22 protein-coding genes and 1 pseudogene are annotated in these 20,488 nt (G+C 72.4%); 12 read left to right on the forward strand and 11 right to left on the reverse strand.

The window, feature by feature from the left end:
• Positions 1–34: 34 nt before the first annotated feature.
• The 4 genes and pseudogenes from OTB20_RS18910 to OTB20_RS18925 all read right to left on the reverse strand — a co-directional run bounded on the left by OTB20_RS18910 (position 35) and on the right by OTB20_RS18925 (position 3,394).
• Complete coding sequence (locus OTB20_RS18910) at positions 35–1,177, reverse strand: acyl-CoA dehydrogenase family protein (protein WP_267818999.1); 1,143 nt, start codon at positions 1,175–1,177, stop codon at positions 35–37.
• 29 nt (positions 1,178–1,206) lie between these two features.
• Positions 1,207–1,701 (reverse strand): annotated as a pseudogene (locus tag OTB20_RS18915) (LLM class flavin-dependent oxidoreductase); the annotation flags it as partial.
• On the reverse strand, positions 1,701–2,849 hold the full coding sequence (locus OTB20_RS18920; RefSeq protein ID WP_267819001.1) for a CaiB/BaiF CoA transferase family protein: 1,149 nt from the start codon (positions 2,847–2,849) through the stop codon (positions 1,701–1,703). The pseudogene OTB20_RS18915 and the gene OTB20_RS18920, both read right to left, overlap by 1 nt.
• 104 nt (positions 2,850–2,953) lie before the next feature.
• Positions 2,954–3,394, reverse strand: coding sequence for an MmcQ/YjbR family DNA-binding protein (locus OTB20_RS18925; RefSeq protein ID WP_267819003.1), 441 nt, complete (start codon positions 3,392–3,394; stop codon positions 2,954–2,956).
• A gap of 285 nt (positions 3,395–3,679) precedes the next feature.
• On the opposite strand from OTB20_RS18925, the gene OTB20_RS18930 reads away from it, so the two are divergent.
• The gene (locus tag OTB20_RS18930; protein ID WP_267819004.1) at positions 3,680–4,885 is read left to right on the forward strand and encodes a saccharopine dehydrogenase family protein; all 1,206 of its coding nucleotides are present in this window, start codon (positions 3,680–3,682) and stop codon (positions 4,883–4,885) included.
• Between the two features lie 10 nt (positions 4,886–4,895).
• Here OTB20_RS18930 and OTB20_RS18935 read toward each other — a convergent pair whose 3' ends face one another.
• Complete coding sequence (locus tag OTB20_RS18935; protein ID WP_267819005.1) at positions 4,896–5,576, reverse strand: endonuclease V; 681 nt, start codon at positions 5,574–5,576, stop codon at positions 4,896–4,898.
• Positions 5,577–5,602: 26 nt separating this feature from the next.
• On the opposite strand from OTB20_RS18935, the gene OTB20_RS18940 reads away from it, so the two are divergent.
• From OTB20_RS18940 to OTB20_RS18980, 9 genes are all read left to right on the forward strand, one after another.
• A complete protein-coding gene (locus tag OTB20_RS18940) occupies positions 5,603–5,902 on the forward strand; it encodes a YciI family protein (RefSeq protein ID WP_267819007.1) in 300 nt (99 codons plus the stop codon).
• Between the two features lie 305 nt (positions 5,903–6,207).
• Complete coding sequence (locus OTB20_RS18945) at positions 6,208–6,624, forward strand: SsgA family sporulation/cell division regulator (protein ID WP_267755185.1); 417 nt, start codon at positions 6,208–6,210, stop codon at positions 6,622–6,624.
• 207 nt (positions 6,625–6,831) lie between these two features.
• Positions 6,832–8,472, forward strand: coding sequence for an ABC-F family ATP-binding cassette domain-containing protein (locus OTB20_RS18950; RefSeq protein ID WP_267819009.1), 1,641 nt, complete (start codon positions 6,832–6,834; stop codon positions 8,470–8,472).
• 232 nt (positions 8,473–8,704) lie between these two features.
• Positions 8,705–9,298 carry a DUF5753 domain-containing protein gene (locus OTB20_RS18955; protein WP_267819010.1) on the forward strand — a complete coding sequence of 198 codons (594 nt, stop codon included), beginning with the start codon at positions 8,705–8,707 and terminating at the stop codon, positions 9,296–9,298.
• 38 nt (positions 9,299–9,336) lie between these two features.
• Positions 9,337–9,576, forward strand: a complete 240-nt coding sequence (locus OTB20_RS18960; RefSeq protein ID WP_324290394.1) for a hypothetical protein — start codon at positions 9,337–9,339, stop codon at positions 9,574–9,576.
• Between the two features lie 166 nt (positions 9,577–9,742).
• Positions 9,743–10,714: an acyl-ACP desaturase gene (locus tag OTB20_RS18965; protein WP_267755177.1), complete on the forward strand. Its 972-nt coding sequence runs from the start codon at positions 9,743–9,745 to the stop codon at positions 10,712–10,714.
• A gap of 72 nt (positions 10,715–10,786) precedes the next feature.
• Positions 10,787–11,098 (forward strand): hypothetical protein, encoded by a 312-nt coding sequence (locus OTB20_RS18970; RefSeq protein ID WP_267819011.1) that lies wholly within the window; start codon positions 10,787–10,789, stop codon positions 11,096–11,098.
• Positions 11,091–12,266 (forward strand): putative T7SS-secreted protein, encoded by a 1,176-nt coding sequence (locus OTB20_RS18975; RefSeq protein ID WP_267819012.1) that lies wholly within the window; start codon positions 11,091–11,093, stop codon positions 12,264–12,266. Before OTB20_RS18970 ends, OTB20_RS18975 begins: the two co-directional genes overlap by 8 nt.
• On the forward strand, positions 12,263–12,994 hold the full coding sequence (locus tag OTB20_RS18980) for a hypothetical protein (protein WP_267819013.1): 732 nt from the start codon (positions 12,263–12,265) through the stop codon (positions 12,992–12,994). Before OTB20_RS18975 ends, OTB20_RS18980 begins: the two co-directional genes overlap by 4 nt.
• Positions 12,995–13,054: 60 nt before the next feature.
• On the opposite strand, the gene OTB20_RS18985 is transcribed toward OTB20_RS18980, so the two are convergent.
• A complete protein-coding gene (locus OTB20_RS18985) occupies positions 13,055–13,312 on the reverse strand; it encodes a WhiB family transcriptional regulator (RefSeq protein ID WP_267819014.1) in 258 nt (85 codons plus the stop codon).
• A gap of 100 nt (positions 13,313–13,412) precedes the next feature.
• Here OTB20_RS18985 and OTB20_RS18990 point away from each other — a divergent pair, with 100 nt between their 5' ends.
• Positions 13,413–14,156, forward strand: coding sequence for a TetR/AcrR family transcriptional regulator (locus OTB20_RS18990; protein WP_267819015.1), 744 nt, complete (start codon positions 13,413–13,415; stop codon positions 14,154–14,156).
• Here the strand turns inward: OTB20_RS18990 and OTB20_RS18995 are convergent.
• Entirely contained in the window at positions 14,119–15,564 is a 1,446-nt protein-coding gene (locus OTB20_RS18995) for an MFS transporter (RefSeq protein WP_267819016.1), read from the reverse strand. The genes OTB20_RS18990 and OTB20_RS18995 overlap by 38 nt on opposite strands.
• The gene (locus tag OTB20_RS19000; protein ID WP_267819017.1) at positions 15,561–16,451 is read right to left on the reverse strand and encodes an alpha/beta fold hydrolase; all 891 of its coding nucleotides are present in this window, start codon (positions 16,449–16,451) and stop codon (positions 15,561–15,563) included. Before OTB20_RS19000 ends, OTB20_RS18995 begins: the two co-directional genes overlap by 4 nt.
• 434 nt (positions 16,452–16,885) lie before the next feature.
• Between OTB20_RS19000 and OTB20_RS19005 the strand changes: the two genes are divergently transcribed.
• Entirely contained in the window at positions 16,886–17,404 is a 519-nt protein-coding gene (locus OTB20_RS19005) for a proline dehydrogenase (RefSeq protein WP_267819019.1), read from the forward strand.
• A 61-nt stretch (positions 17,405–17,465) separates the two neighbouring features.
• Here OTB20_RS19005 and OTB20_RS19010 read toward each other — a convergent pair whose 3' ends face one another.
• The 3 genes from OTB20_RS19010 to ligD all read right to left on the reverse strand — a co-directional run bounded on the left by OTB20_RS19010 (position 17,466) and on the right by ligD (position 20,431).
• Positions 17,466–17,906 carry a hypothetical protein gene (locus OTB20_RS19010; RefSeq protein WP_267755160.1) on the reverse strand — a complete coding sequence of 147 codons (441 nt, stop codon included), beginning with the start codon at positions 17,904–17,906 and terminating at the stop codon, positions 17,466–17,468.
• A complete protein-coding gene (locus OTB20_RS19015; RefSeq protein WP_267819021.1) occupies positions 17,903–19,303 on the reverse strand; it encodes a hypothetical protein in 1,401 nt (466 codons plus the stop codon). The genes OTB20_RS19010 and OTB20_RS19015 overlap by 4 nt, the downstream gene beginning before the upstream one ends.
• Positions 19,304–19,411: 108 nt before the next feature.
• Positions 19,412–20,431, reverse strand: a complete 1,020-nt coding sequence (gene ligD / locus OTB20_RS19020; RefSeq protein ID WP_267819022.1) for a non-homologous end-joining DNA ligase — start codon at positions 20,429–20,431, stop codon at positions 19,412–19,414.
• Positions 20,432–20,488: the final 57 nt, after the last annotated feature.

A 20,488-nucleotide genomic window follows, 5' to 3' on the forward strand; every position in this document is an offset into this window, starting at 1 on the left:
GGGCGGGGGGGGCGGGGCGCCTCGGCGGTGGAGGTCAGCCCAGCAGGGAACGGCCGATGATCTCCTTCATGATCTCGGTCGTGCCGCCGTAGATGGTCTGGATGCGGCCGTCGGTGAAGGCCCGCGCGACCCGGTATTCGGTCATGTATCCGTATCCGCCGTGCAGTTGCAGGCAGCGGTCGGCGACCCGCTTCTGGAGTTCGGTGGCCCACCACTTCGCCATCGAGGCATGGACGTGGTCCAGCTCCCCGTTGGAGTGGTCGGTGATGCAGCGGTCGAGGAAGGTACGGGTGACCGCGCACTCGGTGGCCATCTCCGCGATCTCGAAGCGGATGTGCTGGAGCTTGGAGAGCGGCCGTCCGAAGGCCTCGCGCTCCTTCACGTACTGCGTGGTGATCTCCAGCAGGTATTCGGCGGCGGCGATGCCGGCCATGGCGATGCCCATCCGCTCCTGCGCGAGATTGGTCATCAGGTGGACGAAGGCGCCGTTCAGCTCGCCGAGCAGGTTCTCCTTGGGCACGCGCACGTCGTTGAAGAACAACTCGGCGGTGTCCTGGGCCTTCTGGCCGATCTTGTCGAGGTTGCGGCCGCGCTCGAAGCCCTCCGTGCCGCGCTCCACGACCAGCAGCGACATGCCGTGCGCCCCGCCCTCGGGGGTGGTCTTCGCGACGACGACCACCAGATCGGCGAGGATGCCGTTGGAGATGAAGGTCTTGGAGCCGTTGAGCACCCAGTGGTCGCCCGCATCCTCGGCGGTGGTCCGGATGCCCTGGAGGTCGGAGCCGGCGCCCGGCTCGGTCATCGCGATCGCGGTGATGATCTCGCCGGAGCAGAAGCCGGGCAGCCAGCGGCGCTTCTGTTCCTCGGTGGCCAGTGAGGTCAGGTACGGCCCGATGATGTCGTTGTGCAGGCCGATCGCGAGACCGGAGGCGCCCGCCCGGGTGAACTCCTCGGCGATCACCGCCGCGTACCGGAAGTCGGTGTTCCCGCCGCCCCCGTACTCCTCCGGGACGGCCAGGCCCAGCAGCCCCTGGCGGCCGGCGGCGCGCCAGGCCTCCCGGCTGACGATCCCGTCCTTCTCCCACTGCTCGTAGTGCGGCAGCACCTCCTTGGTGAGGAAGGTGCGCACGGTCTCGCGGAACGCCTCGTGGTCGGCGTCGAAGAGCTGGCGTTTCATTTCGTGGGCCCCCTGGAGCCAGTTCTTGAGACGGGGATGTCCGCGCGGACCGGCCGGGTCAGCATCTTCAGCGGCTTGCCGTGGCGGCCGCCCTTCTCGGGCGGGAGCGGCATATCGGTGATGCCGTGGTGGTCGATGGTCTCGCGGCGCCAGATGCGGCGGCACAGCTCGACCGTCTCGCGGGTCCGGCCGATCGGCTTGTCGTACGGCTTCCCGTGCCAGCCCTCGACCACCTGCGGGCCGGAGGCGCCGAGGCCGAGCATCGCCCGGCCGCCGGACATCGCGTCCAGGCCCGCCGCGGTCCGGGCGATGAGGGCGGGGGTCCGCGAGTAGACGTTGAGGATGGCCGAGCCGATCTTCATCCGTTCGGTGCGGGCGGCCAGGTACCCCATGATCGTCGGGGCGTCGAAGCCCCAGGCCTCGGCCACCCAGACCGCGTCGAACCCGGCCGTCTCCAGCTCCGCCGCCGCGTCGGCGGCCCGGCGCGGGTCCGCGGAGTAGTCCAGCATCATCGAGAGTTCCATCAGCCCTCCTTCCCGAGCAACGCCGGCACTCCCCAGTCGGCCGCCACCGACTCCGTGTGCGCGCCCGGCAGCGCGGGGCCGCCCACGGCCGTGGCCGGGGTCGCGGAGAAACGGGGCGCGGGGGCGGGCTGGGTGATCCCGGCGGCTTCGACGAAGGTGCCCCGGGCGGCCAGGTGCGGGTGGTGGGGGGCCTCGCGCAGCGAGAGTACGGGCGCCACGCAGGCGTCGGTCCCGGCGAAGACCGCCGTCCACTCCTCGCGGGTACGGGACTTGAAGCGCGCGGCGACGGCCTCGCGGAGCTCGCCCCAGCGGGCCAGGTCCTTGCGGGCGGGGGCCTGGTCCTTGATGCCGAGGAGCTCCACGAAGGTGTCGTAGAACTGCTGCTCCAGCGCCCCGACCGCCATGTACCCGCCGTCGGAGGTCTCGTAGCTGCCGTAGAAGGGGCAGCCGCCGTCGAGGAGGTTGGCCCCGCGCCGGTCCTGCCAGCCGCCGGCCGCCATCATTCCGTGGATCATCGAGGTGAGGTGGGCGGTCCCGTCGACGATGGCCGCGTCGACGACCTGGCCCGCGCCATCGGGGGTGCGGGCGTGCTGGAGGGCGGCGAGGACGCCGATGACGAGGTAGAGCGAGCCGCCCGCGTAGTCACCGACCAGGTTGGCGGGGACGGACGGGGGCTCGCCCGGGTTGCCGATCATCCCGAGGGCGCCGGTCACGGCGATGTACGCGATGTCGTGCCCGGCGGTGTGGGCGAGCGGGCCGTCCTGGCCCCAGCCGGTCATCCGGCCGTAGACGAGCCGGGGGTTGCGTGCGTGGCAGTTCGCCGGGCCCACGCCGAGCCGCTCGGCGACCCCGGGGCGGAAGCCCTCGATGAGGACGTCGGCGCGCTCGACCAGGTCCAGTACGCGGGCGGGGCCGTCGGCGGACTTCAGGTCGACGAGGACGGAGCGCTTGTTCCGGTTGGTGATGTCGTAGGCCGGGTTGACCGCGAGCCCGCCGCCGCCGGGGCGGTCCACCCGGACGACGTCGGCCCCCAGGTCGGCGAGGAGCATGGCGGCGAACGGGCCCGGCCCGATTCCCGCCAGCTCGACGACGCGCACGCCCGTGAGCGGGCCCCCGCCGCTCCCGGGCATGTTCCCTGTCACTGCCATCGAGCCCCCAGCATCCGGTGGCACCACTGCCGCCACTGTGTGACACAACTGATGTAACACCAGCGATGCTAGGAACCTGTTCCACTCAGCACAAGAGCAAGCGCTTAGCCGGTTGGCGCGTTTCGCCCGGCACCGGGTCCGGCGACGCTGTCGGCCATCCGCGCGTCGAGCTCCTTGAGGTCCCGCTTCAGGGCGACGGTCCGGTAGCTCTCCTCCACCCACTCGCACAGCACCTCCACGGAGGGCGCCCCCTTCACCCCCAGCGGCACGAAGACCCAGCCGGCCTTCCCCAGCCCGTATCCGGTCGGCTCCGCGCCGGGCGCGGCCATGGCGTGGCCGTGCAGCGCCTCGTCCTTGAGCTTCACGGAGAACCCGGGCCCCTGGGGGCCGTCGGTGGTCCCGAGGAAGACGAAGATCTTCTTGTTGACCTTCACCACGCAGTCCTCGGGGCCCCAGGGGAACTCCTCCCGGGCATGCGGCAGCCCCAAGGCGAACTCCCGAACCGCCTGCCACTTGCGCACCCCAGCCTTCACGCCGACCTCCACTCACCGCGGTCCGCACCCGCTCGCACGGACCGTCGCTCCTCACGCTAGTGCGGTGACCGGAAAGGTTCACCGTGTCGCGGCGCCCGGCAGACCTTCCCGGACACGGCACCAGACCTGCCGGGAGCGGCCGGCTCTCCGGCGGCCAGGGCGTCGCCAACGCGGTGATCGCCCCATCGGCGCCGCCGGCAGAGCCGAACCGCCGTACGGGGCGGGGCACCCGCCCGGCCCCGTACGGCGGGAACGCGCTAGCCTCAGCCACCACCGACACCGTCTGGGAGGCTCCCGATGAACGCAGCTGTCCAGCACGAACCGCGCACCGCGGAACGGGAGTACGACCTCGTGCTCTTCGGCGCGACCGGGTTCGTGGGGGCGCTGACCGCCGAGTACCTCGCGGCGCACGCCCCCGCGGACTGCCGCTGGGCCCTCGCGGGGCGCGACCTCGCGAAGCTCGAGCGGCTGCGCGAGCGGCTCACCGCCCTCGACCCGCGCTGCGCGGACCTGCCGCTGCTCCGCGCGGACGCCCAGGACGCCGCGGCGACCCGCGAACTCGCCGCCTCCACCCGGGTGCTGGCCACGACCGTGGGGCCGTACGTCTGGTACGGGGCCTCGCTGGTGGCCGCCTGCGCCGAGTCCGGCACCGACTACGTGGACCTCACCGGCGAGCCGGAGTTCGTGGACCGGATGTACGTAGAGCACGACGCACGGGCCCGCGAGAGCGGCGCCCGGATCGTCCACGCCTGCGGCTTCGACTCCATCCCGGCCGACCTCGGCGCGTACTTCACGGTCGGTCAGCTGCCGGCCGGGGTCCCCCTGACCGTCGACGGTTTCCTGCGCTCCAACGCCCTGTTCTCGGGCGGCACCTTCACCACCGTGCTCACCGCGCTGGGCCGCGGACCGCAGAACCTGGCCGCCGCCCGCGCCCGCCGGCTGCACGAGCCCCGGCTGCCGGCACGGCGGGTACGGACGCCCCTGAGCGCCCCGCGCTTCAGCCGGGAGACCGGCACCTGGGCCCTCCCGCTGCCCGTCCTGGACGTCCAGATCGTCTCCCGGTCCGCGGCCGCGCTGGAGCGGTACGGCCCGGACTTCCGCTACCGGCACTACGCCTCCGTACGGCACCTGCCCGTCGCGGTGGGCGGTACGGCGGCGGTGGGCGGGGTGGCCGCGCTCGCGCAGATCCCGCCGGTGCGCCGGTGGCTCGCGGCCCGCTGGGAGCCGGGCCAGGGCCCGGACGCGGAGCGGCGGGCGCGCAGCTGGTTCAGCGTACGGTTCGTGGGCGAGGGCGGCGGCCGCCGGGTCTTCACCGAGGTCTCGGGCGGCGACCCGGGGTACGGGGAGACCGCGAAGATGCTGGCCGAGTCCGCGCTCTGCCTCGCCTACGACGCCCTGCCCGAGCTTTCCGGCCAGCTGACCACTGCCGTGGCGATGGGCGATGCCCTGCTGGACCGGCTCCAGAAGGCGGGCATCCGCTTCCGGGTGGCGGCCCGCGACTGAGCCGCCGGCCCTACGCGGTGGCTTCGCGCAGGGCCCGCCGGCACAGCGAGTCGGCGTGCCGGGTGGTCTCCGGGATCCGGAAGCGGGGGCTCAGCGCCAGTGCGTGCGCGCAGGCGTTGTCCAGGGACACCCGGTGTCCCACCGATACGTACACGGGCTTGATCCCGTCCTGCGTGCGCAGCGCCCGCCCGACGAGCTCGCCGCCGGGCGCGCGGAGCGCAGAGACGTCCCCGCGCCGGGCCCCCGGTTCCTCATAGGTGAAGGCGAACGGGTTCTTCGCGACGCCGATGGCGGGCAGCCCGGTGACCACGCCGAGGTGGCAGGCGAGCCCGAAGCGGCGCGGGTGGGCCAGCCCGTAGCCGTCGCAGACGACCAGACCGGGCGTGACGCTCAGCGACTCCAGCGCGGCGAGCACGGTCGGCAGCTCGCGGAAGGCGAGCAGTCCGGGTACGTAGGGGAAGCTGACGCGGCCGACGGAGGTGGCCTCCTCGACGACCCGGAGGGTGGCGGCGTCGAGGACGACGGCCGCGGCGGCCACCAGGTCGCGCTCGTCGTCGTAGGCCACGTCCACCCCCGCGATCAGCCCTTCGCCGGGCGGGGGCCCAGTTTCGGCCAGGATGACCCGGCCGCGCAGTTCGTCCTGTATCGCCTCGGCCTCGGCCTCGTCGGCGGGGGTCTTCGCACTCGTCATAGTGGTGCGAGAGTAGCCTGGCGATCATGTTCGTCATGGAGCTCACCTACACCGCGCCCGTCGAAGCCGTCGAAGAAGAGATGGACGCGCACATCGCCTGGCTGGACGGCTACTACGCCGCCGGCATCTTCCTGGCCTCGGGCCGCAAGGTCCCGCGCGACGGCGGCGTGATCCTGGCCGGCGGGGTCTCCCGCGCGGAGATCGAGAAGATCGCCTCCGAGGACCCCTTCACGACGGCCGGCGTCTGCGCCTACCGCATCACGGAGTTCATCGCGACGAAGACGTCGGCGGACCTGGCGACCGTACGGGAGAACCCGGTCGCCTAGGCATAGCCCCGTACCGGGGGCCGGGTACGGGCCCGTTCGGGGCGGCCGGGTCCTCGCCTTGGGCCTGTCGAGTGATCGGGAACCGGCCGTACTTGCGACCGCTCCGAGTCCCGTGGGCGGGGCGGGGAGTCCCGCGCCGTCCCCGCCCCACCGTCACCCTGTGCGATCACACAGGCGGGTTCCGGCCATTCGGTGACACAGCTCACTCCCCTTCGCGTGCACGGATTCGCCAAATCGCGCGTCTATCCCGATGCCGGGCCCCCACCCCACGGCCCGGCACGAGATCCGCCGCAAGGGAGCGAGCCTTGATCACTGTCATCGAGCAGGCCGTGCAGGCCCGACTGGTTGCCACCGCGCCGAAGGTCGACACCGTACCGGTCACGTTCTGCTACGACCGGTCGGATCCCTTCGCCGTCCGGATGGCCTTCCCCGCACTCGCGACCCTGGAGGGCGTCGAGGTCTCCTGGACGTTCTCGCGGGAGCTTCTGGAGTCCGGGCTGAACCGCCCGTCCGGTTGCGGGGACGTGCGCGTGCGCCCGTACGACGTCGAGCGGACCAGCGTGGAGTTCCACGCCCCCGAGGGGGTCGCCATCGTCCTGATGGTGACGGCCGAGCTGCAGCGCTTCCTGGAGCGGGCCTCCACGATCGTGCCACCCGGCCTGGAGCACCTGTACCTCGACATGGACCAGAGCCTCGACGAGCTGATGCGCGGCTCCTGCTGACCCTCCCCCGCCGCGCCGCCCCGTTCGCTCCGCCTTAATTCGTTTGCCGGTGCCTCCGCCGGCCCCGTAGCTTCGTGGACGCCCCATCGCCGTCGAAACGGAGCAGGACATTGCTTTTCTGAGGTCCGAGACACCGACCACCGCCTCTGTCGCGGTCCGCTGTCTCCCCCGCGTTGCACTCACCACTCACGCAACCTGGAGGCCTCCATGAGTCCTGCTCCCACCTTCATCACCTGCTCCGACCTTTCCTTCGACTGGCCCGACGGAACATCCGTCTTCGACGGGTTCCAGCTGACCGTCGGTCCCGGCCGCACCGGCCTGATCGGGCGCAACGGCTGCGGGAAATCCACCCTTCTGAAACTCATCGCTGGTGAACTGACCCCGACCGACGGCCAGTTGACCGTCGCCGGCACGGTCGGCCAGCTTCCGCAGACCGTCGCCTTCGACACCTCTCTACGGGTCGACGAGGCGCTCGGTGTCCACACCGCCCGGGCCGCACTGCACGCCATCGAGGCGGGCGAGGCGACCGAGGCGAACTTCGCGGCGGTCGGCGACGACTGGGACGTGGAGGAGCGCTCACTGGCCACGCTCGACCAGCTCGGGCTCGGCCGGATCGGACTGGACCGCACCACCGGCGAACTGTCGGGCGGAGAATGCGTGTTGCTCCGGCTGGCCGCTCTGCTGCTCAACCGTCCGGACGTACTACTGCTGGACGAGCCCACCAACAACCTCGATCTGCGGGCCCGGCGCCGGCTGTACGCGGCCGTCGATTCCTGGTCCGGGGTGATGGTCCTGGTCAGCCACGACCGCGAGCTGCTGGATCGGGTCGACCAGATCGGTGACCTGCGCGACGGCGAACTGCACTGGTACGGCGGTAACTTCACCGACTACGAGGAGATGCTCGCGGCCGAGCAGGAGGCGGCCGAGCGGATGGTCCGGGTCGCGGAGGGCGACGTACAGCGCCAGAAACGCGAACTGGCGCAGGCCCACGCCAAACTGGCCCGGCGCAAGCGGTACGGCCAGAAGATGTACGACACCAAGCGCGAGCCGAAGATCGTCATGGGTGCCCGCAAGCGCGCGGCGCAGGAGTCGGCGGGCAAGCACCGCATCATGCACACCGAGAAACTGGCGGAGGCGGAGGAACGCCTCGACCAGGCGGAGCTGGCGGTACGCGACGACGCCGAGATCCGCATCAAACTGCCCGCCACCCAGGTCCCGCCGGGCCGCCGCGTGCTCACCCTGAGCGGGCTGCACCCGGCGTACGGGGCCGCGATCGCGGGCGAGTGGGAGCTGCGCGGTCCGGAGCGGATCGCGCTGGTGGGAGCCAACGGCTCGGGCAAGACCACGCTGCTGCGCACGATCGCGGGGGAACTGGCCGCCCTGTCGGGCGAGTCGGTGACACACGTGCCGACCCGGTTCCTGCCACAGCGCCTGGACGTACTGGACGACGACCGCTCGGTCGTCGAGAACGTGGCGCGGTTCGCCCCGCACGCGACGAACAACCTGATCCGGGCGCGGCTCGCGCACTTCCTGTTCCGGGGCGCGCGGGCGGACCAGCCGTCCGGCACGCTGTCGGGCGGCGAGCGGTTCCGGGCCACGCTGGCGGCGCTGCTGCTGGCGGAGCCGGCCCCGCAGCTGCTCATGCTGGACGAGCCTACGAACAACCTGGACCTGTCGAGCGTAAGGCAGTTGACCGACGCCCTGGATTCCTATGAAGGGGCGCTCATGGTGGCGAGCCATGACGTGCCGTTCCTGGAGTCGATCGGCATCACCCGGTGGCTGCTGCTCGACGACGGGCTGCGGCCGACGACAGCCGAGGAGGTCCGCCGGTCGCTGTGGCACGAGTGAGGGGCGCTAGCGCGGCAACGGCAACGGCAGTAAGGCCCAGGACTTGGTACCGCCCACCGGGATGAGTACCGGAGTGAGCCCCCAGTCCCCGCCGCAGGACTCGACCACCGCCGCGAGCAGCCACATCCCGCGGCGCCGCCCGGCAGGCCTATGGAGTAGCTCAGTTCCTCCGCCCCCCGGCGGGGCCTGCCGGAACTCGCGCGACAAGGGGTGGTGGGAGCAGCACCGGGGGATGCTGCCGCCCGCCCTTTTGGACATCTGCGAACTGGAGCACCACTCGGTCGAGTTGCACACCGCCGTGACCACCCACACACCCGGGCTGCCGCAGACCGAGGCGCACGCGCGGGCCGTCTTCGACACCGCCGACCCCCCGCTGCCCGAGCCCGACCCGCAGGCGCGGCTCGCCCTGCGGATGCACCGCCGGCAGGTGTTCGCCCGCGAGGCGCCGCCGCTGTACGGGGCGGTCGTGCACGAGGCGGCGCTGCGCATGCATTTCGGCGGCCCGAAGGTGGCGCGGGCACAGCTCGACCACATCCTGGAGCAGTCGGAGCGGGCGCGTACGACCGTGCGCGTGATTCCGTTCACCGCCGGCGGCTTCCCCGGCGCCGGCCAGTCCTTCACGTACGCGGCCGCCGCGATCAGCGAGCTGGACACCGTGCAGCTGGACAGTTCGCACGGCTCGATGTTGCTGAATTCGCAGATGAAGCTGCTCCGCTACCGCGGGCTGCTGGAACGGCTGCGCTCCCTGCGCACTGCCGGCCCGCGATTTCATCCGCGCCATCGCACGGATCCTCTGACCGGGCCGACCGGCCGACCGGCCGACTGACCACCTGACCGGATCCGACGAGGAGACGAGAGAGCGACATGGGCGCCACGACCACGACAGCGACCACTCCCACGACCCCGCCACCGGCGGCCGGCATCGCGTGGGACGAGGCGTTCTGCAGCGAAGGAGCGAACTGTTTCCGCTTCGGGCGGGATGCCGAGGGGAAGGCTTACATCGGAACCACCGGGTCCGCCGCCTACGTGACCGACTCGGCCGACGCGCTCCGTGCGCTGATCTCGGCCGTCAAGGTGGGAGCGGCGGATCACCTGCTGGCGTGACTTTGGCCCCTTCGAGCCACGTCAGACCCCCCGCAAACTGCACAGATAACGGGATGTAACCAGATAGACCGCCCTGTGGGGCTTGGCTGGTCTTGATGTCGCGCTTAACCTACGACTCCGTAGGCTACGGAACCGTAGGTAATTCGCTTTGCACTCAGGAGTACCCGTGACGATCACCTCTCCCCACCTCGGCAGCTCGGAGGCGTGGACGGACGCCAAGCTGCTGTTCGCGCTGGAAGAGGTGGTCGAGAAGGAGCTCAACCGCCATCTGACGGTCACCAAGGACTGGATGCCCCACGAGTACGTCCCGTGGAGCGACGGACGCAACTTCCCCGGCTTCTTCGAGGACGGCGAAGCCTGGGACCCGCAGCAGTCCAAGGTCACCGAGATCGGCAAGATCGCGCTCGTCGTCAACCTGCTGACCGAGGACAACCTCCCCAGCTACCACCACGAGATCGCCTCGCTTTTCGGCCGCAACGGCGCGTGGGGCACCTGGGTGCACCGCTGGACCGCCGAGGAGGGCCGCCACGGCATCGTGATGCGCGACTACCTGCTGGCCTCGCGCGCCGTGGACCCGGACAAGCTCGAAGCATTCCGGATGCAGCACATGTCGGAGGGGTTCGAGTCCGACAACCGCCACTCGATGCTCCACTCCGTGGCGTACGTGGCCTTCCAGGAGCTCGCGACCCGCATCTCCCACCGCAACACCGGCCACCAGTCCGGTGACCCGGTCTGCGACCGGATGCTGGCACGCATCGCGCAGGACGAGAACCTGCACATGATCTTCTACCGCAACCTGCTGGGCGCGGCCTTCGAGATCGCCCCGGACATGACGATGCAGGCCGTACGGGACGTCGTGGTCGACTTCCGGATGCCCGGCCACGGCATGCCCGGCTTCGAGCGGATGGCCGCGCAGATGGCGATCGGCGGGGTCTACAACCTGCGGATCCACCACGACGACGTGCTGAGCCCCGTGATCCGCTTCCTGAAGATCATGGACATCGACGGCCTCGGCCCGGACGGCCAGAAGGCCCAGGAGGAGCTCGGCCTCTTCATGAACGGCCTGGACTCCGAGGCCCGCAAGTTCGACGAGCGGCTCGCCGCCCGCGCGGCGCGCATCGCGGCCCGCAAGGCCTGACCGGTTTCCGCTCGCTCGGGCGGGTGACGGCGATTGCCCTGGCAGAGCCTCGCTCTGCCAGGGTTTCGCGTCATGACCGCCATGACGCCGCTCCAGGTCGAGATCGACCAGCTGGCCCGCCTCACCAACGCCCTGGACACCTCCCTGGCCGCCCTGCGAGAGGCCCGGCGGGAGCTCGACCACGTCCGGGCCGACCAGCTGGGCACCGCGGACCTCGACGCGGCGTGCGACGGCTTCCAGGACAGATGGGGCCACGGCACCAAGGAGCTCGCCGGGCGGATCAAGGCCGTACGCGAGGGCGTGCGCCGCAGCGCCGCCGAGTACGCGGAGCTCGAAGAGGCCATCCGCGCGGCATTCCGGCAGGCGGCGACCGCCCGTGACTGACTCCCCCGCGCCCGGCTCCCCCGCTGCCGGTTCCCCCGCTGCCGGTTCCGCCGCGCTCGGCTTCGACCCTGCCCCGGGGAACCCTGAGGCGGTCCGGGCCCTGGCGAAGAAGCTCCGCTCCTCCGCGGACTGCCTCGCGGAGACCTCCCGCGTCATCGACGCCCTGGTCTCCCACAGCTCGGCCTGGCAGGGCGAGGCCGCCACCGCCTTCCGCGCCTCGCTGTCGCAGGAGCTCCCCCGCCACCTCCATGCGGCCCACACCTCCCTGGCGGAGGCGGCGGGCCGGCTGACCGGCTGGCACGACACCCTGACCTCCCACCGCGCCCTGGCCTCCGGCTACGCCTCCCAGGCCGCCGCGGCCACCACGGACGAGGCCCTCGCCGACGTCCGCCGCCTGGCCCGTGAGCTGGCCTCGGACCATTCGGCGGCAGCCCGCCGGGTGGCGGACTCACTGACCGCGACGGCGAAGCGGCTGGCGCCGAAGGAGCCCGGTTGGCTGGAGTCCGTCTGGAACAAGATCGTCGACGATCCGGCGGACGCCCTCTCGAACGCCGCGGCCGTACTGGGAGCGGCCGGTGCGGCCGTCGCCCTGTTCTTCCCGCCGGCCGGGATGGCGGTCATGCTGGTCGCGGGCGGGCTGTCGCTGGCGGCGCTCACCGCGCACCTCGCGGACCCCGGCTTCCGGCGGCCGCTGACCGAGGGCTTCACCCGGGGCAAGTTCGACGCCGCGTTCTGGAAGAACGGCGTGACGCTGCTCGGCGACGGCCTCGGCGCCGTCCCGGGCGTGGCAGCGGTCGCCTCGGGCGCGAAGGCCGGTACGGTCGCGGCCCGCGCGGCCATGGCCGTACCGGAGGCCGGCGCCCTGGCGGGTGTCTCGCCGGGCGCGGGTGCCTTCGCCCGCACGACGTGGCACACGGCGGACGAACTGCGCAAGGTGGAGAGTCCGCTCGCCGCGTGGGCGCTGCGGTCGTCGACACCCGAGGTCAGAGAGCGGGTGGGAGTGGCCGTGGCCGGCACGGGAGCGGCCACGGCCGTCGCCGACTACACCGGTGACGACGAAGCCGTCGACCGCGGGTCCACCGGCGTGGACGGCACCCGTCTCGTCCTGGACGACGGACCGTCCACGGCCGCGAAATCGGCCCGGCTCTGGACGCTGGTGCAGCCGTGACGCACCCCGTCCCACCCGTCTGGTTCCGGCTTCCGCCCGGGTTCCACGACATCGGCCCCGAAGACCGGGGCGCCCTGGAGGCGGTCGCCGGGGCGCTCGCGTCCCTGGGCCGCACCGATGACGGTGCGGGGACCGGCGACGGGGTGGGGGCCGGCGACGGGGTGGGGGCCGGCGACGGTGCGGGGACCGGCGACGGTACGGAGGCCGGCGCGGGGCCGCAGCTCGCCCGGCTGATGGACTGCCTCGACGAACTCGCCGCCCGGCCCGGCCAGCACCTGGTCCACACCGCGGTCGGCCTCCACCCCGACGGCCCGGAGGCGGTCTCCACCTCGTTGTTCTCCCTCGCCGTCCGGCCCGCGGAAGACGCCGCTCCCGGGGCCGGTGTGGCACGGGTGGCCCTGGCTCTGGCCCGGTCCGCCCTCTGGAGCGGCTCGACCCGCCGGTTCCTGGACTTGGCCTCGGGGCTCCCGTGCGCCCTGGTCGCCGGGGTCGTCCGTGTCCCCGGCATCGACCGCGGCCTGTTCCAGGCCAGGGCCGTCACGACGCATCCCGGGGGCCGCCACCTGCTCCTGCTCGACCTCACGAGCGCGGCCACCGAGCACGCCGACGGGTACACGGCCATCCTGGAGGCGGTCGCGCACACGATCGGCTTCTCCGATCCCAGGCCCCGGCCGCCCGCGCCGCCGGGTGGCGGCGCGGCTTCGCGGATCCTGGAAGTGCTGGGGTGATGACGCCGCCGCCCGGTCGGGGGCGGCGGGGCGGGGAGCGGGCGGTCAGGGGCCGGGCGGTCAGGGGCGGCTCGATCTCAGGGCCTGGCGTTCGGCTTCGGAGAGGCCGCCCCAGACGCCGAAGCGTTCGTCGTTGTCCAGTGCGTAGTCCAGGCAGGGCTTGCGGCCCTCACAGGCCCCGCACAGCCGCTTCGCGTCGCGCAGTGAGGAGCCGGGCTCCGGGAAGAAGAAGCCCGGGCCCGTCTGGGCGCAGAGGGCGAGCTCGTACCAGGCCGGGGCGGCGGTATCGGCATAGGTAGCGGTGGTGTTCATCGACATGCCGCAGAGCCTGTCCGCCGGAGATGGACGTCCGATCAACGCCTGATCAACAGCCACAGGGTGCACGACCGTGCGTGCGATGAATCGGTACCATGGGGACATGGCAGACGGACGCGTGGAGCGCGGAAACCAGACGCGGCGGACCGTCCTGGAACGGACGATGAGCATCGCCTCGGTGGACGGCCTGGAAGGGCTGTCCCTGGGGAAGATCGCCACGGATCTGGGGCTGAGCAAGAGCGGCGTGTTCGCCCTCTTCGGCTCCAAGGAGGAGTTGCAGCTCGCCACCGTGCATGCTGCCCGGGCCGTCTTCGTCGACCAGGTCGTACGGCCCGTACTGGACGAGCCCGCCGGCCTCCCGAAGGTGTGGCGGCTGTGCGAGATCTGGCTCGGCTACTCCGGGCGCCGGGTCTTCCCCGGCGGCTGCTTCTTCTACTCCGCCTCCGCCGAGTTCGATTCGCGCCCCGGGCCCGTCCACGACGAGATCGCCAAGATCCGCCGCGACTGGACGCGGTACGTCGTGCGGCTGCTCGACGAGGCCCGGCTGGCCGGCGGATTCCGCGAGTCCGCGGGCGTGGACGTCGACGTCGACGTCGACGTGGAGCAGCTCACCTTCGAGATCACGGCGTTGATGGAGCAGGCCAACGCGCACTCCGTGCTGCACCGGGACACCACGGCCTACGACCGGGCCGCGCGGGGCATCCTCGCCCGGCTGCGCGCGGCGGCGGCCGCCCCGGAGGAACTCCCGGAGCGGCCGCCCGTACTCGCGTTCACGGTCGCCGGTCTTTCCGCCGGCGACACCACGGCCGTCAGCCTCCCGGCCGCGCCGGCTTCGCCTGGCCGTTGACCCGCATCGTGGCGCCCGCGACCGCCGCGCCCAGCGCGCTGATCGCGGTCAGCAGGAAGACTCCGCGCCACTGCTCCCCCTGACCGGACCCGGTGAGCAGGGCCGCCGTGCCGGCGATGCCCAGCGCTCCGCCGAGCTGCCGGGCCGTCATCAGCAGACCGGTGCCGGCCGCGAAGCGCTGCGGCGGGAGGCCGGCCGAGGCCACCGTGGAGAGCGCGGTCACCACGACTCCGATGCCGAGGCCGCCGAGGAGTCCGGCGGGCAGGAAGATCTGGGCGTACGAGGTGGACTGCCCGGCCCAGCCCCACAGCAGCAGCGCGTTGGCCGCGAAGAGCAACGATCCGACGGTGACGGCGGCCCATTGGAGGCGGGCGGGGACCCGGCGGCCGACCAGGAGCGCACCGGCCACGGCGAGGACGGCGCCCGGTGTGACGCCGAAGCCCGCTTGCAGGACCGAGTAGTCCCAGCGCTCGATGAGGTAGGACGGGCCGCTCAGCAGCCACGCGTACATGGCGCCGCCGAAGAGCAGGGCGCCGGTGTTGGCGCGGGCGAACAGCGGGTCGCGCCACAGGTCCCGGTCCACGGCCGGGGCGGGGTGGCCGCCTGAGCGGTGCAGCGCGAGGGCGCCCGCCAGGGCGCCGCCGATGACCAGCACGAGCACCTTCGGGTCGGTCCAGCCCCAGTCCGCGCCCTGGGAGAGCCCGGCCACCACTCCCCCGATGCCCAGTGCGAGGGCCGTCGTACCGACGGGGTCGGGGAGTTGACGTCCGGTGCGCGGCTCCCGGGGGATGACGCGGGCGGCGGCCCAGCCGACCGCCAGGCCGAGCGGAACGTTGACGAGGAAGATCGCGCGCCAGTCCCACCACTCGACGAGCAGTCCGCCGACGCTCGGCCCGACGGCGGCGGCCAGTCCGCCCGCCGCCGCCCAGACGCCGAGGGCGGCGGCCCGCCGGGCGGGCGGGGTGTGGGCGAGTACGAGGCCCAGTGCGGCGGGGATCATCCCGGCGGCGGCCGCCCCCTGGAGGGCACGGGCCAGGATGAGCAGGTCGGCGGTAGGGGCCGCGCTGGCGGCGAGGGAGGTCAGCGTGAAGGCGAGGGTCGACCCGATGAAGAGGGTCCGGCGGCCCAGCGTGTCCGCGAGCCGGCCGGCGCCGGCGAGCAGCGCCGCGAACAGTACGGCGTAGGCGCTGACGACCCAGGTCAGTCGGGCCAACGGCACCTCGGGGAAGGCTCGCCGCAGGTCGGGGAAGGCGACGTTGACGACGGTGGCGTCGAGGAAGGCGAGAAAGGTGACGGCGCTGGCCAGCCCTAGCACCCACCCACTCCCGGCCGCTCTTGTCTGCCCGGGCACGGAGTCGGCGACGAACCCCGGCGCGGGCGCGGTGGGTTCGGGGCGGGTGGCGGTCATCGGGTGGCTCCCAGGGATGCGGCCGGGGGCGCCGTAGCGGTCCGCGGCAGGGTTTTGCTCAGGAAATCGACGGTGATGGCGATGACCTCCGGGTCGACGAGGATCCGGCGGTGGCCGAGCCCGCTCGTTTCGATCAGACGGGCCCGCTCCCCGTAGGCCTCCGCGATGGCGCGGGACTGGGCGGGGGCCGAGGTGTCATCGTCCGCGTCGTGGACGAGCAGGATCTCCGAGGGGATCGCCTCGGGGCGGTGGCACGCGTCGAGGCGGGGCCAGATGTCGGGCTCGGCGGGGAAGAGCCGGCGCTGCACGTGGCGCCGCATGGCGTCCTCGACGGCCTGGTTCACCCCCAGCAGCCCGCGGAACCTCTTGGCGAGGAAGTCGAAGTCCGCGATGGCGCCGATGCCGACGATCCGGTCGGCCCGGATCCCGTCCCTCAGCGCGAAGAAGGTGGACACCACTCCGAAGGAATGGGCCAGGACGTCCGAGAACCCCCCGTGGTGCGCGTGGAGTTGGCGGATGATCTCGCGCTGCCGGAGGATGGTGGTGGCCCGGCCGCCGGACTCCCCGTGACCGGGAGCGTCGAAGGAGACCACGGTCCGGCCCTCGGCCCTCAGCGCCTCGACGAACCCGGCGAAGCGCGAAGCGCGCGAGGTCCAGCCGTGCACGATGAGGACCGGCCGGCCGCCGTCGCCCCAGCGGTACGTGGTCACGGGTATCCCGTCCACGACGAGCCGGCCGGTCACGGCCCGGGCCATGACCTCCGCCTCGCCCGGCTTCACCTCCGGCCGGCCGAGCGGCCGCACGAACAGCGCGAACGCCACCCGCCCGACCGGGCCCGGGGCGAGCCGGGCGGTGATGTTGAGGGTCGTGCTCAGGAGTGAAGCCATGGGGTGCATGCCCGGTTCTCCGGATCTCCTCAGAGTGGCCAGACGAGGCTGGCGGCAGGACGATGAGGAGATATTAGCACGATCGTTCGTGTTCTTTTTGGGCTACGGCAGCACGCTCACTTCGGCCGGCTCTCCCTTCGCGCAGCAGCGCCTGCACGAATCGCCTGATCAGGTCCGGGTGTTCCAGGTTGTACGTCGACGCTGCCGTTCTTCGTACGGCCCAGGCACGTGCCGCTCACATCGTTCCTGATCTCTGTACCAGCCGATGGCTCGAAGGAGTTGACGGACCGACATGCCTCGCGAAGAGGGCCACTCCAGCGGCGACGACCGTTCTCGAAGCCGGTGTTCCTCGCGGTCGCGTTCGCTGGAGCAGTGCTCAGACGCATGAAGCCCCGCCGCACCGGATGAAGGACCAGAACGGCAGACTGGGACCCATGGACTCAGGACTCGCCGCACTGCTGGGCGCCGCCGTCGGCTCCGCCACCACCCTCGGGGCCGCGATCGTGAACGGCCGTGCGCAAGCACGGTCCCAGCACTCCCACTTGAACCGGCAGCATCGCCGCGACGCATACGCCGGCTACCTCAGCGCTCTCCATGACCGCGACATCGCCATGGACACCGTCCTCGATGCCCTGCGTTCAGACCGACCCGATCTGCCCGGCATCGACGAAAGCACAGGCCGTTTCATCACCCTGGCCCGCGAGGTCCACCGCGCTTGCGAAATCGTCATCCTCGAAGGGCCGGCGTCCGTCGCGGAAGTCGCCGACCGCGTCACCCACGCCTCCAGCGAGCTCTCGCACGTCATGCGAAGGATGGCCGAGCGGGCCCACGCGGGAGACACCACCCACAAGGCCGAAGACACCGCCCTCGCCGCCGAACGCGAGCGCATCCTCTACAAAGCAGTCAAGGACTTCCGCCTCGCGGCCCGGGGCGCCATCGGCAGGACCGACTGACCCCGGGGCTCTCGACCGGGCCGCCCTGACCGTTGGGAGACTCAGGCGTGGTGCGACCAGGTCAGCGGCGGCCGGTGGCCAGGACGACGAGGAACTGGCCGCCGCCCGTCTCGACGTCGGCGGTCACCGGCAGACCCGGTACCAGTCGGGAGAACCGGTCCACCAGCCAGTCCGCCGCTTCCTGGGCGTCCTTCTTGGTCGGACAACGGCCCACCATCTCGCGGCCCCCCTTGCGCTCCAGCCGTGCGGCGACGGCGACCAGCGGTGCGGGTTCGACCACGTACAGGCTGTCCGGCCAGGCGATGACCACCTTCACGGCGCCCTTGCGGCTGTTGCACCCGCGGTGCGCGAGCCGCTCGGCGACCTTGGCCTTCCGGTCGGCTGTACGGCTGTCGACGCTGGGCCCCTGCTGGTCGTTCACCGACTTGTCGGGGTCGACCGGCTCGTCGCACACCCAGCACCGCCAGCTGTCGCGCTCGGCCACATCATCAAGGAGACTCATCCGAGCAAACTAGCCTGCCCGGCCGCCACCCCGCGCACCAGGGCCTCGGCAACCAGGTGAGCCGGAGTCCGTGTCGTTTCGCCCCCGTCCTCGAGGATCGCGTCGCGGGCCTCGAGCGCGGCCTTCAGCAGGCGCTCGTCCAGCCACATCTCGCCGTCCGGCGTGGAGTCGTTGGCGGGGATACGCGTACGCCTTTCGATCATTGCCGTCACGGCCGGCAGCGCGGGCAGGGCGTGCCCGCCCATCCGGGCGAGCCCTTCGAGGTAGAACTCGCCGATCACGTAGTCGCCCAGGCACGGGGTCATGAAGGCGAGGAGCCGTGGCAGGGCCGAGGGTCCCGCGTGGCGAAGCCAGAGCGGGGCGCACACGCCTTGCATGCGGCCCGGCCGTTCGAAGGTGAGGCCGTAGAGCTGGGCGGCCTGCCGGAAGGTCAGCGGTCCCTCGTCCAGCAGGGCGCCGAAGATCTCCGGGGCGCGGCCGAGCCTGCCGATCCCCACGGGCCGGGCTGCCAGGAGTTCGGCGGCGGCCGCGGCGTCGTACGACGGGGCTCTGTCTCTCCAGGGTGCGCGGGCCCTCGGGTACGGAGTGAACTCGATCGCGGCAAGCAGGTCGCCGTGCGTGCTCAAGGCCTGCTCCGATATCGACGCCGTGGTGAGGGCCGCGGCCATGGCCGGGCCGAGCTCCCGTCCGCGGTGGCGGACGAGCAGGGGGAGCAGCTCGGCCGGCGCCGCCCGCCAGGCGTGGCACGCCGCGCGGGCGAGTCCGGCGCCGATGTCCCGGGTCTGGCGGTCAGCCAGGAGGTGGGCCACCACCTCGTACGCGTGCTGGTCGCGCCCCAGCCGGGACAGCACCCACCCCCAACGCTCCCCGATGTCCGCGAGATGGGCGCCGGCTTCCCGCGCGTCGGCGAGCAGCGCCGCGTCGAGGTCCGGGCGGCGCGTGGCAGGGGCCGCCTTCAACGCGGCCAGGTGGGCGAGGAAGCGCACGGCCGCGAGGGGGTCGTCGCACAGGGGCGCGATGTCGTCGCCGAGGCATTCGGCGAGGACGGTGCGCACCACCGGGTCGGTGAGTTCGGCGAGCGCCCTGAGGGCGCGCTCACGCTGCCCGGCGTACACGAGGAGCCGCGCGGCCAGGCGCCGTACCGGCTCCTCGGGGTCGCAGAGCCCTCGCAGCGCGGCCCGGCCCGCCTCGGGCCAGGGCCCGTCGTGCACGAGGCTCAGGAGGAGGTCGAAGGCGCCGAGGCGTACGGCGGAGTCGGCCGAGCGGGCCAGCCGGAGCAGCCGGACGGCCTCGGGGGAGGATCGGTCGGCGCGCACCGCGTTCAGCACCGCGATGCGCGAAGGATGGGCGGGCGTGTGGGCGTCGCCGGTGGCCACGGCCTCGTCCAGCCACTTCACGGTGCGGGGCGGTGGCCGCCCTTCCGTACGGAGGATTCGATCATGCTGCCGATCATGCCACGGTTGGTGTCGGCGCATCCTGGCACTTCCGGCCCCGCGGGGGCCCCGTCAGTCCTCGTGCTTCGCTCGGCTCGGCTGGACGCGCTTGGGCTCGCCCGGCATCTTCGGGTAGTCCGGGGGGTACGGCATGTCACCGAGGCCGTGGTCCCGTTCGTGGCGGTCTGCCAGTTCCAGGGCGGCGTCCAGGGTGAAGGCGTGCTCGTCCATGTCCGCGTGCAGGTCGCCCAGTTCCGCGAAGCGGGCCGGCATCGTCACAATGTCGAAGTCGCGCGGTTCCGCCTCGTCCAGCTCGTCCCAGCGCAGCGGCGCCGAGACCGGGGCGTGGGGGCGTGGGCGGACGGAGTAGGCCGAGGCGATGGTGCGGTCGCGGGCCGTCTGGTTGTAGTCGACGAAGATCCGCTCGCCGCGTTCCTCCTTCCACCAGGCGGTGGTGACCTTCCCCGGCATCCGGCGCTCCAGGTCCCGGCCGATCGCGATGGCGCACCTGCGGACCTCCGTGAAGGTCCAGTTCGGCGCGATCGGCACGAACACGTGCAGGCCGCGGCCGCCCGAGGTCTTGGGCCAGCCGCGCAGCCCCAACTCCTCCAGTAGTGCGCGCAGTTCGTGGGCGACCGCGACCGCGTGGTGGTAGTCGGTGCCCGGCTGCGGGTCCAGGTCGATGCGGAGCTCGTCGGGGTGGTCGGTGTCCTCCCGCCGGACCGGCCAGGGGTGGAAGGTGAGGCAGCCCAGGTTGGCGGCCCACAGGACGGCGGCCGGCTCGGTCGGGCAGATCTCGTCGGCGGTGCGTCCGCTCGGGAAGGCGATGTGGGCGGTGGGGATCCAGTCGGGCAGGTTCTTCGGGGCCCGCTTCTGGAAGAAGGACTCGCCCTCCACCCCGTCCGGGAACCGTTCCAGGGTCGTGGGCCGGTTGCGCAGGGCGCGGGTGATCCCGTCCGCGACCGCGAGGTAGTAGGCGGCCACGTCCCCCTTGGTGAGGCCGCGCTCCGGGAAGTACACCTTGTCCGGGCTGGACAGCCGGACGGCCCTGCCGCCCGCCTCCAGCTCGATCGCATTGCCCGCTGCACCCATGTCCGCCACGGTAGGCGGACCCGCCCGGGCCCGCACACCGAGCGGGCCCGGGCGTAC

The sequence above is a fragment of the Streptomyces sp. H27-H1 genome (assembly GCF_026627445.1).
In the GTDB taxonomy this organism is placed as follows: Bacteria; Actinomycetota; Actinomycetes; order Streptomycetales; family Streptomycetaceae; genus Streptomyces.